The organism is Nocardia sp. NPDC050175 (assembly GCF_044459885.1).
In the GTDB taxonomy this organism is placed as follows: domain Bacteria; phylum Actinomycetota; class Actinomycetes; order Mycobacteriales; family Mycobacteriaceae; genus Nocardia.
This window is the reverse complement of sequence record NZ_JBITJI010000001.1, coordinates 1-12,433: the sequence shown is the minus strand read 5'-3', so window position 1 is coordinate 12,433 and position 12,433 is coordinate 1. Positions and strand designations below refer to the sequence as shown.

The 12,433-nt window shown below is 67.3% G+C and carries 8 protein-coding genes; 6 read left to right on the top strand and 2 right to left on the bottom strand.

Going from position 1 to position 12,433, the window contains the following annotated elements; all coding sequences use genetic code 11:
• The first annotated feature begins 10 nt into the window (after nucleotides 1–10).
• Together ACIBK2_RS00040 and ACIBK2_RS00035 are read left to right on the top strand one after the other, a co-directional pair.
• The gene (locus tag ACIBK2_RS00040; protein ID WP_396961880.1) at nucleotides 11–985 is read left to right on the top strand and encodes a carbohydrate kinase family protein; all 975 of its coding nucleotides are present in this window, start codon (nucleotides 11–13) and stop codon (nucleotides 983–985) included.
• 114 nt (nucleotides 986–1,099) lie between these two features.
• Complete coding sequence (locus ACIBK2_RS00035) at nucleotides 1,100–3,193, top strand: HAD-IIB family hydrolase (protein ID WP_396961878.1); 2,094 nt, start codon at nucleotides 1,100–1,102, stop codon at nucleotides 3,191–3,193.
• A gap of 5 nt (nucleotides 3,194–3,198) precedes the next feature.
• Here the strand turns inward: ACIBK2_RS00035 and ACIBK2_RS00030 are convergent, their stop codons facing one another.
• Nucleotides 3,199–4,086, bottom strand: a complete 888-nt coding sequence (locus ACIBK2_RS00030; RefSeq protein ID WP_396961876.1) for a glycosyl hydrolase family 32 — start codon at nucleotides 4,084–4,086, stop codon at nucleotides 3,199–3,201.
• 205 nt (nucleotides 4,087–4,291) lie between these two features.
• Nucleotides 4,292–6,577 (bottom strand): ATP-binding cassette domain-containing protein, encoded by a 2,286-nt coding sequence (locus tag ACIBK2_RS00025; protein WP_396961874.1) that lies wholly within the window; start codon nucleotides 6,575–6,577, stop codon nucleotides 4,292–4,294.
• Nucleotides 6,578–6,639: 62 nt separating this feature from the next.
• Between ACIBK2_RS00025 and ACIBK2_RS00020 the strand changes: the two genes are divergently transcribed.
• The 4 genes from ACIBK2_RS00020 (at nucleotide 6,640) to ACIBK2_RS00005 (ending at nucleotide 11,964) form a co-directional block, all read left to right on the top strand.
• The gene (locus ACIBK2_RS00020; protein WP_396961872.1) at nucleotides 6,640–7,623 is read left to right on the top strand and encodes a helix-turn-helix transcriptional regulator; all 984 of its coding nucleotides are present in this window, start codon (nucleotides 6,640–6,642) and stop codon (nucleotides 7,621–7,623) included.
• A gap of 100 nt (nucleotides 7,624–7,723) precedes the next feature.
• Nucleotides 7,724–9,751, top strand: a complete 2,028-nt coding sequence (locus ACIBK2_RS00015; RefSeq protein WP_396961870.1) for a TRAP transporter permease — start codon at nucleotides 7,724–7,726, stop codon at nucleotides 9,749–9,751.
• The gene (locus ACIBK2_RS00010; protein ID WP_396961868.1) at nucleotides 9,748–10,743 is read left to right on the top strand and encodes a TAXI family TRAP transporter solute-binding subunit; all 996 of its coding nucleotides are present in this window, start codon (nucleotides 9,748–9,750) and stop codon (nucleotides 10,741–10,743) included. Before ACIBK2_RS00015 ends, ACIBK2_RS00010 begins: the two co-directional genes overlap by 4 nt.
• A gap of 225 nt (nucleotides 10,744–10,968) precedes the next feature.
• On the top strand, nucleotides 10,969–11,964 hold the full coding sequence (locus ACIBK2_RS00005) for a TAXI family TRAP transporter solute-binding subunit (RefSeq protein WP_396961866.1): 996 nt from the start codon (nucleotides 10,969–10,971) through the stop codon (nucleotides 11,962–11,964).
• Nucleotides 11,965–12,433: the final 469 nt, after the last annotated feature.

Here is a 12,433-nt window from a genome sequence, read left to right as displayed (position 1 = left end):
CTGTCGCGGGATGGAAACGGACCCGGCGGGGCGGGTCGATGCGGCGGCCTCATCGAACGGTCGGCAACGCCGTGCGGAGGTGCTGGTCGTCGGCGCCTATTACGCCGATCTGGTCTTTCACGGCCTGTCGCGGCCCGTGCTGCCAGGTACCGAGGTATTTGCCCGTGGCTTCGAGATACTGCCCGGCGGCGCGTACACCCCGGCGATGGCGATGCGCAGGCTCGGGCACGACGTGGTGTGGTCGACCGACTTCGGCACCGACCTGTTCAGCGAGCAGGTGCTGGCGGCGACCCGCGCGGAGGGACTCGACGACACCGCCTTTCGTCTGCACGCGGTGCCGGTCCGCAGCATCACGGCGTCGCTGTCGTCGCGCGCGGACCGCGCGATGGTGAGCTATCAGGATCCGGTCGTGCCGTATCCGCTCGCAATGCTGCTGCGCGAGCACCAGGCCGAGGTGCTGATCCTGCCGCAACTGCACTATGGCGCGGCCGTGCACGCTGCCTTGCAGGTCGCGCATGAGGTCGGGACCAAAGTGTTCATGGATTGCCAGGACGTCCCGTGCACCCTCGATACGCCGACGGTGCGCGAAATCCTGGCCCAGGTGGATATTTTCGCGCCCAATGCCGAGGAAGCGCTGCGGCTGACTCGCGCGCCGACGCTCGACTCGGCCATCGATACCCTTGCGGCGCTGGTGGATACGCTGCTCGTCAAGCGGGGTGGCTGGGGAGCGATCGCGGTCCGGGACGGTCGGCGATGCGAGATCGACGCCGTGGCTGTCGATGTCGTCGACACCACCGCCGCGGGCGACTGCTTCAACGCGGGCTACTTACACGCGCACCTTGCCGGACAGCCGCTGCCCGACTGTCTGGCCACCGCGGTGGCCTGCGGCGCGGCCGCGACCTCGGCCCTCGGATCCAGTGCCGCACCGGACTTGACGGAGCTGCCACAGTGGCTGGCCAGGGTGCCTGCCGCACGTCAGGTCTGAAAGTTCCGCCCGAATCCATGATGTGTTCCTGCTATCGTTGCGCAGATGGCAACCGGCGAGGGTTCCAAATCCGTTGAGCCGGAAGCCTGTTCATCCGGCAATCGATGTTGCGGCGTGGCTGCCGGCGACGTCGGTCCAGACAAGATCCTGGTCACCGACCTGGACGGCACCCTGCTGGGCGGCACCGCCGCCGATCGGCGGCGGCTGCGGGACACGCTGATTCGGCATCCCGAGGTGACGGTGGTGTTCGCGACCGGTCGCGGGATCGAGTCGATCCGCGAGGTGCTGCGCGATCCGCTTGTGCCACAGCCACGTTGGATTATCGCGGATGTCGGCGCCAGCATCATCGACGGTGCCGATCTGACGCCCGTCACCGTGCCGCAAGCGGGTCTGCGCGCGGGCTGGCCCGGTACCGAGCGCGTGCGCGCCGCCTTGCGGTATTTTCCAGCGCTGACCTATCAAGACGAGGTAGCTCAGGACGGGCGCTGCTCGTTCCTGCTGCCGCCCGCGGGCCTGACACCGGAACTGATCGATGCCGTTGGGCGGCTGGGCTGCTCGTGGCAGTACTCGGCGAACACCTACTTCGATGTGCTGCCCGCGCACGCGAACAAGGGGAACGCGCTGGTGCTGCTCGCCGAAGAGCAGGGCTGGTCGATGGATGCGGTACTGGTCGCGGGCGACTCCGGCAACGACCGGTCGATGTTCGGTCGCGGCGCGCACGGCGTGATCGTCGGCAATGCCGAACGTGGCCTGCTGGCGGCGGTTCCCGTGGCGCAGGCCGCGCATCGGCCTGATCTGCCTGGCGCCGCAGGCATTCTCGCGGCCCTGCGGGATCTCGGCTGGATCGAACCCGACTATCCACTCGTGGTCGGATACCACCGCGCCCCGATCACCTGGACTCCGGACGGCTGGCGCACTCCGTCGAGCCCGAATGGCATTCTGCCGACCCTGAACAGCGTGTTCGCCGGAGATCTGCGGGCGGTATGGGCGGCAGGCGTCGTCATCGAGCCCGACGAATCGGCCGCACACCTCGACGATCACGACACCGGCCTGCCACTCGCCTTTCTCCCGCTGACCTCGGCCGAGTGGAGCGGATACTTCCACCGGGCCTGCAAAGAGGCGCTATGGCCGGTCCTGATGTCGCAACCGCACCGGCTACGCTTCGATCCCGCTGCCTGGGCCGCGTATCGCGCGGTGAACACGCGCTTCGCCGATCACATCAGCGTCCGGGCCGCGCCCGGCGCGACGGTGTGGCTGCACGACTACAACCTGTGGCTCGTGCCCGGCCGACTGCGTGAGACGCGACCCGACCTGCGGATCGGCCTGTTCCATCACACGCCGTTTCCCGAGCCGGAGGTCTTCGCCGCCCTGCCGCCCGCCGCCGAGATCCGCGCCTCGCTCAGCGGACTGGACTGGGTGGGTTTCCACACCGAGGTCTTCGCCGAGCGCTTCCTCGGGTCGCTCACCGGCCTGGCTCGGCCGCCCCGGGTCGGCGTTCATCCGCTGGGAATCGACCGCGCCGCCATCGAAGAGCTGGCTCGCACCCGTCCGCTTGACCGACGAAAAGTTGTTGGGCCCGTTGTCCTTTCGGTAGAGCGTCTGGACTACATCAAAGCGCCCGTGCAAAAGGTCGACGCCATCGCGGAACTGCTCGTCCGCCATCCCGAGCTGCGCGGCGCGCTGCGATTCCGGCTCGTCTGCCCGCCACCGGAGCCCGGCATCACCGTCTACGACGAGACTCGGAAGTTGCTCGAGCGTCGTATCGAAGAGGTCAATCGCGCTTGGGGATTCGGTGCGTGGCGACCCATCGAGTACTTTCCGGAGTCCCTGAGCTTCCCCGAGGTCATCGACCACTACCTCGACGCCGACGTGTTCTGGGTGACCTCACTGCAGGACGGGATGAATCTGACCGCGAAGGAATTCGTCGCCGCCCAGGCCGCAGTGGGCCGCTGCGGGGTGCTTGTCCTGTCGCGGCATGCCGGTGCCGCGGAACGCATGGCGGCCGGAGCTTTGCTGACCGAGCCGAATTCACCCACCGACCTGGTCGAAACACTGTATCGAGCGCTGAATCTCCCTGCCGGACAACGCCGGGAGCGACTGTTCTGCCTCAGTGAACTGCTCGAGCACGACAATCCGGCTGATTGGGCCGCCGACATCATCGCCGCCATCCAGGCCGCCGGTCGGTCGCAGGCCCACCGAGCGGCCTGAACCGGCTACCGCGGCACAGCTTTCGCGGAATTGGGATCGCGGGCCGGCGGGAAGGTGAGCGAGGCGAGGTACACCCCGCCCTGCCCCCAGCCGGCACTGCTGATCCACCAGCGCACATCGTCGTACACCAATTCGGCCGCGTGCGAGGCGATGTGGCCGACCTTGTCGCCGATGCGGAAGCAGAACGGGTTGTCGCTACGGAACACGTCGGTACCGACGTAGTCCGGACGCGGACCGATGAACAGATACCACCAGCCGTCCTGCTGAACGACGAACGGCGACTCGGTATTTCCCGCATCGGTGCCCACGGTCGGGTCGGTGTACGCGATGTGCCGGTCGCCCCAATGCACGAGATCGGTGCTGGTCCGGTAGGCGACCACATGATTGCCGCCCGCGGGATCGCTTGTCGCGCAGTAATACATCACCCACTGGTCGCCGACCCGCGCCACCATCGGGTCACGCGCGTCGTAGCCGTCGGTGAACAGCGACCCGGAACGCCTACGCTCCCAAGTGAACATATCGGTCGAGGTGGCCAGGTTGATCGCGACCGCAGTCCGATCCTCGCCGCCACCCGCATAGAACATGTAGTAACGCCCATGCGCCGTGATCACGAACGGCGCCCACAGATGCGTCTCCCCGTAATCCGGGTCCACCTCGAGCGCCGGCGGCTGCTTGGTCCACGGCCCGAGCAACTCGTCCGCCGTCGCATGCGCGAACTCGACCTCTTCGAACGGATTCGCAGGCTCCGGATGCGTGATCCCGAACAGATGCCACCGCCCGTCCGTGTCCCGGACGATCGTGTGATCGTTGATGTACCACGGCTCGGGCTCGCCGACCCCCGGGTCGTAGATCAGGACAAAGGCGCCGGCACACACCACATCGCGCATCGCCATACCCCCATCATCCTCGCCACACCCCCTGCACCGCCGCCGATCACCCGCACTGATGCGGTTCGGGTATCGCACCGTAGCCGGACCGCACGGGAGCGAGAGCCCAGCAACGCCGCTACTGCCGCGGCCGAGCTCGTTGTGGGCTCAACGGGGCAGGACGGACTGCGGCGCGGGAACCGGTGGTCCCGCGCCGTCCTGACGGGACCTGCTAGGCGGCGTCGACCATGCTGCGGCGCAGGTAGTCGGCGGTGATCGAATGCTCGTCCGCCAGCAGTGCGGCGGGCGTTCCGGTGAACACGATCTCGCCGCCGTGCTTGCCGCCGTCGGGGCCGAGGTCGATGACCCAATCCGCGCGTTTGACCACGTCCAGGTCGTGCTCGATGACGATCACGGTGTTGCCCGCGTCGACCAGGCGATCCAGCAGCGCCATCAGTGTGTCGACGTCGGCCATGTGCAGGCCGGTGGTCGGCTCGTCGAGGACGTAGATGCCGCCGCTGCGATGTAGGTCGTCGGCCAGTTTGATGCGCTGACGTTCACCGCCGGACAGCGAGCTGAGCGAACGGCCCAGGGTGAGATAGCCGAGGCCGACCTCGTTCAACGAGCGCAGTGGCGTACGAATCTTGTTGTCGGCGTGGCTGTCCCAGAAGTCGAGGGCCTGCTCGGCGGTCATGTCCAGCACGTCGGCGATGGACACGCCACGCACCGTGTAGGGGAGCACCTCCGGCCGGAATCGCCTGCCGTGGCAGGTCTGGCACACGGTGGTGATCGGATCCATGTACGCGAGATCGGTGAAAATGACTCCCGCGCCACCGCATTCGAGGCAGGCGCCCTCGGAGTTGAAGCTGAACAGGCCCGGCTTCACGCCGTGTTCCTTGGCGAACAACTGCCGCAGCGGATCCATGATGCCGAGGTAGGTGGCGGGGCTGGAGCGCCGCGACGCGTGGATCGCCGCCTGGCTCACCGCGATCGCGTCCGGGTGTGCGGCCAGAAACCCGCCGGAGACGAGCGTGCTCTTGCCCGAACCGGCCACACCGGTGATCGCCGTGAGCACACCGGTCGGGAACCGCGCGGTGACGTTCTTCAAGTTGTGCAGCTCGACATCGGTGACGGTCAGCCATCCGGTCGGCGTGCGCGTCTCGTGTTTGACCGGTTGCACTCGACGCAGCAGCTCGCCGGTCAAAGTGCCCGAGGCACGGAGCTTCTCGACCGAACCCTGGAACTCGACCTGCCCGCCGTGCCCACCCGCACCGGGGCCCATGTCCACCACCTGATCGGCGATCGCGATGACATCGGGGGAGTGCTCGACCACCAGCACCGTATTTCCCTTGTCGCGCAACTGGATCAGCAGGCTGTTCAGTCGGCCGACGTCACGCGGGTGCATGCCCACGCTCGGTTCGTCGAAGATGTAGGTCATGCCGGTGAGGCTCGACCCAAGGTGCCGAACGACTTTGAGCCGCTGCGCCTCACCACCGGACAACGACGAGGTCTCCCGATCCAGCGAGAGGTAGCCGAGACCGACCTCCTCGATCCGGCGCAGTCGCGCGATCGCGGCTCGGGCGATCACCTCGGCCATCGGATCGTCGATCGCGCCGAGCACCTCGATCAGATCCGATACCTCGAGCCTGCCGTAGTCGGCGATGCCGAGCCCGTCGATCCGGCTGGCCAGCGCGGCCGCGCTCAGCCGCGCACCGCCGCAGGCCGGGCAGATCTCCTCGGTGACCACCTCCCGCGCGGCCGCCCGGTTCTTTTCCGACAGCGAGTCGAGGTCGCGTTTGATGTAGAGGCGATCGAGCCGTTCGAGCAAGCCCTCATAGGCATTGCTGCCAACGCCCCCGGTCTTGCTCGGCCGCGGCACCCGAAAGCCGTTGCCGCGCAGGAACAGCTGCCAGTCGTCGGCGCTGAAGTCGCGTAACGGCTTGTCCGGATCGAAAAGCCCGGACTGGGCGTACAACTGCCACTGAAAGGTGCCGATGGCGAACGGCGCGAACGTGATCGCGCCCTCGTTGAGCGACTTGCCGGTGTCGAGCAGCTTGTCCAGGTTGGGCCGGACCACGTGGCCGAGCCCGCCGCATTCCGGGCACATGCCGAGCGGGTCGTTGAACGAATAACTGGTCGCCTCACCGGCACTCGGCTCGCTGTGCCGGGAGAACAGCACCCGGATGATCGATTGGATGTCGGTCATGGTGCCGACGGTCGACCGGGAGTTGCCGCCGATCGGGCGCTGGTCGACGACCACCGCTGGGGCCAGGTTCTCGATCGCGTCGGCCTCGGGGCGCTCGTACTTCGGTAGCCGGTTGCGAATGAACCACGTGTAGGTCTCGTTGAGCTGGCGCTGCGACTCGACCGCGACGGTGCCGAAAACGATCGATGACTTGCCCGAGCCGGACACCCCGGTGAAGACCACGATCTTGCCCTTCGGGATCTCCAGGGAGATGTTGCGCAGGTTGTTCTCGCGGGCTCCGACGATCTGAATGGTGTCTCGCTCTGCGTTCACAACAACCACGCTATGCGGCAATGAGGTCAGGATCCGTCCTCATTCCGCGCCATACTGAAACAGTGACCGAGACCGCCGCCCGACTACTCCAATTGCTGTCGCTCCTGCAGACCCGCCGCGAATGGACCGGCCCCGAGCTGGCCGATCGTCTCGGCGTCACCGTGCGGACCGTGCGCCGCGATATCGAACGGCTGCGCGAGCTGGAATATCCCGTGCACGCCAGCCTCGGCTCGGTCGGCGGCTACCGGCTGGAAGCGGGCACCGACCTCCCGCCGCTGCTGCTGAACGACGAGGAGGCGGTCGCGATCACCCTCGGCTTACGCAGCGCCGCCCAGGGTTCGGTGGCGGGTATCGAGGAGTCGGCCGCCCGTGCACTGGTCAAACTCCAGCAGGTGCTGCCGTCGCGACTGCGCGGGCGGGTGGACGCGATCGATTCGGCGACCGTCTCGCTGGGCGGCCCGGCCGCCGGACCGCGCGTCGACCCGGAAACCCTGGTCGTGCTGGCTGCCGCGGCCCGCGACGGCGAGCGAATCCGCTTCCGCTATCGAGACAAGACCGACGCGGAGAGCAAGCGAGTCGCCGAGCCGCACAGCCTCGTGTCCGCGGGCCGCCGCTGGTACCTGGTCGCGTGGGACATCGACCGAGCCGATTGGCGGACCTTCCGTCTCGACCGGATCGACGCCCCGTTCCCGACCGGAGTACGTTGCGCACCAAGGGAATTGCCCGGTGACGACGCAGCGGCGTTCGTCACCAGCCAGCTGGCCCACTCCCGGCCGACGCGCAGCGTGGTGTTCCTCGTGCACACCTCGGCCGAACAGTTGGCCGAAACCTTCCGGGTCCGACCGGAAGAGGTCGAGCCGATCGACGAGCACAGCTGCCTGATCCGCACCAGCGCCGACTCACTCGAATGGACCGCCGTTCGCATCGCGCACCTCGACGTGGAGTTCGAGGTCAAGGAACCGCCCGAGATGCGGCGCATGCTGCACGACGTCGGCGCCAAACTGCTTCGCGCGGCAGGGAATCCGCAGGAGATAAGCCCGGGCTGACGTGCACTGATCGACGCAGGCGAGACGAAACCGAAGGCTGACCGATTCGTCTGTTTTCAATACCGGTATACGACCGGTCGTGCGTTGCTATCGTTCCGCCATGTCGAACACGGCGGGCGATCGTTTGGAATCCGAGGCGCCCGTAGAAGATCGGCCGACACTGCTCGAGGTCGATGACGAGGAGCGGCCCGCCCGGGTACTGACCGGCTGGCCCGAGCGGGTTGTCGCGGTGACGTCGTTCCTGACCGCGATTCTGGTGGTGTGGCAGGTATTTCGGCCATTGCCGCAGGGGAGCCAGTACTACCTGGTGGTGTTCCTGGCGGCCACCTTGCCGATGGTGTTCCTGGCGTACCGATCCGGCGTTCGGTTCCTCGACCGGGCCGATGGGCCAGGCGTTTTCGATTGGTTGCTGGCCGTCGTCGCCGTGCTGGTCTGCCTGTATCCGGTGCTGCCGTTCGCGATCGGCTCGGGCGGCGGCGGATACAACGCCTTCCTGGATCGGCAGGGCCTGCTGGATCCCGTCGACGTCGCCATGGGCGCGGTACTGCTGATCCTCGTGCTGGAGGCGTGCCGGCGGACCACGGGCTGGGTGCTCGTCGCGGTCTGCCTGGTGTTCGTGGCGTACGGGTATTACGGCGGGTTCCTGCCGCAGGACTGGACGATCGCGCACGCGGGCTTGGACTTCGGACAGATCGTCGACGCCCTGTACAACTCGGGCAGCGGGTTCTACGGCACGCCTTTGGATGTCGCGGCCACCTACATCGTGCTGTTCACACTGTACGGCGCGGTGCTCGAATTCTCCGGTGCGGCACAGTTTTTCGTGGACCTGTCGGTAGCGGCCTTCCGGCGCTCCCGCGGCGCCGCCGGAAGGACCGCCGTCGCTTCGGGTTTCCTGCTCGGCACGGTGTCGGGGTCGGGCACCGCGACCGCCGTGACCATCGGTGCGGTCACCTGGCCGATCCTGAAGCGGGCCGGTTATCCACCCGAGCAGGCGGGCGGCATGCTCGCGGCCGCCGGCGTCGGCGCGATTCTCTCGCCACCAACCTTGGGCGTCGCGGCGTTCATCGTCGCCGAATACCTCGAGGTGTCGTATGTGACGGTGCTCGGCTGGGCCTTGATCCCGACATTGCTCTACTACCTCGGGATCCTGCTGGCCGTGGAGATCGATGCGCGCCGGTTGGGCACCAAACCAGTAGAGACCGACGGTGTCTCGGCGTGGCGGCTGCTGCTGCGCTTCGGCTACCACTTCCTGTCGCTGATCGCGATCGTCGTATTGCTGCTGCTCGACGTCAGCGCCACCAAGGCCGTCGTATACGCGACCGCCTTGGCATTCATCCTCGCCTTCTTCGACCCGCGCACCCGTGAGACCGCGCTCTCGCCGCGGCGAGTGTTCCACGCGATCGGTAGCGGAGTGCGCGCGGCGCTGCCGGTCGTCGCGGTGTGTGCCTCGGCGGGCGTGATCACCGCGATGACCACCAAGACCGGGCTCGGCGCACAGCTGGCCTCGCTGCTGGTGCGGGCGGCAAAGTCGGTGTCGGACAACCACACCGTGGTGCTGGCCTGCACCGTCGTGCTCGCGGCGATCGCGCTGGCACTGCTCGGCCTCGCGGTGCCGGTCACCGCGTCGTTCATCATCGGCTGGGCGATCATCGGCCCCGCGCTACTCGCGCTCGACGTGCCACCTCCGGCGGCCGCCATGTTCGTCTTCTACTACTCGGTGCTGTCGGAGGTGACGCCGCCGACGGCGCTGGCAGCGGTGGGTGCCGCCGCGGTCACCGGCGCTCGCACGGTGCCCACCATGTGGCAGGCACTGAAATACGCGCTGCCCGCGTTCCTGGTTCCGGTCGTTTTCGTGCTCACCGAACCCGGCGAATATCTCCTCGGCCGCGGCCCGGTGATCGGCATCCTGTGGACCACGGCCGTCGCCTGCCTCGGCGTCGCGGCCCTCGCGGTGGCCACCGGCGGCTGGATCCTCGGGATCGGCCCGGTGAAACCGCTGGCCAGGGCACTGGCCGGGCTCGGCGGTCTGTTGCTGCTGTACCTGGAAACCGGCGCGCTCATCGCCGGCGTGGTCGCGCTCGCCGCGGCCGTCGGGATCACTCTGCTCTCTCGAAGGAGGACGACATGAGAAGAGTCGCCATAGTTTTCGCCATTACCGCGGTCTCGGCCGGGCTGCTGACCGGCTGCGGCGGGCGCCGGGACGCACCGCAGCACGACGCGGGCGGCGCGGTCACCTGCGAGGTGAAACAGGAGACCAGGGTCGGCATCGCCACCGGCAACGCGACCGGCGTGTACTTCGCGCTGGGCAACTCCTACGCCGACCAGGTCTCCCAGGCCACGAACGGCAAGGTGAAGGCAACCGCTGCGGAAACCGGTGCGTCCGTGCAGAACATCCAGCAGTTGGTCGCGGGCACCTATCAAGTGGCGTTCTCGCTCGCCGACACCGCCTCGGACGCCGTCCTCGGCGTGGGCAGCTTCGACGGCAAAAAGCAACCGGTGCAGGCGCTTTCGCGGCTCTACCCGAACTACACCCAGGTGGTCGCCCGCACCGGATCTGGCATCAATTCCGTCGCCGACCTGCGCGGCAAGCGCGTATCCACCGGCTCACCGAAGTCCGGCACCGAGGTGATCGCCCAGCGCGTACTGCAGGCTGCGGGCCTGAACCCGGAAAGCGACATCTCCGCCCAGCGCCTCGATCTCACCAAAACGGTCGACGGTATGAAAGACGGCTCCATCGACGCCATGTTCTTCTCCGGCGGCCTGCCAACCCCCGGCCTCACCGACCTGTTCACCTCGGCCAAGGGCAAGGTCCGCTTCCTCGACCTCACCGACCAGCTCCCCGCCATGCGCAAGCTGAGCCCCGTCTACGAGGCGGGCACCATCCCCGCCGCCACCTACGGCCTGCCCGCCGACGCGAAAACCATCGTCGTGCCCAACGTCCTGCTGGTCCGCGACGACCTCGACGCCGACCTGGCCTGCGTCCTCACCAAGGCCCTGTTCGACCGCAAACCCCAACTGGAACAAGCGAACTCCGCCGCCAAGGACATCTCCCGCGACGACGCCCGCAAGACCGAGCCGGTCCCGCTGCACCGCGGCGCCGACCACGCCCTGACCAAATAGACGTGCCCGCTGCACCTTTGCTGCAGAGCTGAAAATCGACCAGATGCCAACGTTTTTCAGTAGCTGAGGGTGTCGCGTTGCTATCGTCACGCCTTGTCGGACACCGCCGCCGGATCGGGCGTCGGTGGTCGATGACGTGGAGCTGCCCGCATGGGCGTCGGGTTGGTGGGCGAGCGGGTTGGTCGCGACCGTTGTGGTCGACCGGCTCGCGCCAGGGAGGACGAGATGAGAAGAGTGGCGATCGTGGTCACCGTGGTCGCGGTGTCGGCAGGATTTGTCGCGGGGTGTGGAAAGAGTCGAGACGAGTCGCTCACCGACTCGGGCGCGCCGGTCACCTGCGAGGTGACCCACGCGACCAAGCTCGGCATCGCCACCGGCAATGCGACCGGTGTGTTCGCCACGCTCGGTAGTGCCTACGCCGACCAGCTCTCGCTGGCCACCGACGGCAAGGTCTCGGCGACCGCCGCGGAGACCATGGCCTCGGTGCAGAACATCCAGCAGTTGGTGGCGGGTAAGTATCAGGTGGCGTTCGCGCAGACCGATACCGCCGCCGACGCGGTGCTCGGCATCGGCACCTTCGACGGCGATAAGCAACCGGTGCAGGCACTTTCGCGGCTCTACCCGAACTACACCCAGGTGGTCGTGCGGGCCGACTCCGGCATCAGGTCCATCGCCGAGCTGCGCGGTAAGCGGGTCTCGACCGGCTCCCCGAAATCCGGCACGGAGATGTTGGCGCGGCGCATCCTGCGGTCAGGCGGTCTGAATCCGGACAGCGATATCGCGGTCAACCGGCTGGATCTCACCAAAGCTGTCGCCGGTATGAAGGACGGCTCGCTCGACGCACTGTTCTTCGCGGGCGGCCTGCCGACGCCGGGCATCGCCGAGCTGTTCGCCTCGGCCAAGGACAGGTACCGCTTCCTCGACACTTCCGAACAGCTGGCGGGCATGCGGATCCTGAGCCCGGTGTACGAGTTGGGCACGATCCCGGCCGCTACCTATGGACTGTCCGAAGACGTGCCGTCCATCGTCGTGCCCAACGTGCTGTTGGTCCGCGACAACCTGGATGCCGACGTCGCCTGTGTCCTCACCAAGGCCCTCTTCGATCGCAAGCCTCAGCTGGAACAGGCGAACGCCGCGGCCAAGGGGATCGTGCGCGACACCGCGCGGGAGACGAATCCGGTCCCGCTGCATCGCGGGGCAGAGCACGCGCTGGCCAACTGACGGGGTCCGCACGGGGGTTGTGCGGGCGCGTTCGGATGAAGTTCGGGTGGCCTGAGTCACATTCGGGTGCCCCGGACCGGTCCTCGCCCGATGTCAGGGGCCTTGACCTGCGAATTTTCGCGCTGCGCAGGCGATTTGACGTGGCGTTCGCCGCCGCGTAACTTATTCCAGGTCAGAGCGACACGGACACCGACCCGGAGCCGAAGAAGCCCAGCGGAGACGCTGAGTGGAGAGCCTGGGAAACGAGGTAGGACGAGGAGCGCCTGACGCTCACACTGGCAAGACCGGCACCCCGATTTCACTTCGGGTTCATGGTTGCGCTAAGCTTGAAAAGTTGCCTCACCGACCGACCGGGCCAAGCCCGCTAGGTGGTTTGTGCGTGTGTTCTTTGAGAACTCAATAGTGTGTCGATGAATGTCAGTGCCAATTATTTAATTGGTTCCGGCCTCTCATACCCCCCGGTTGACGA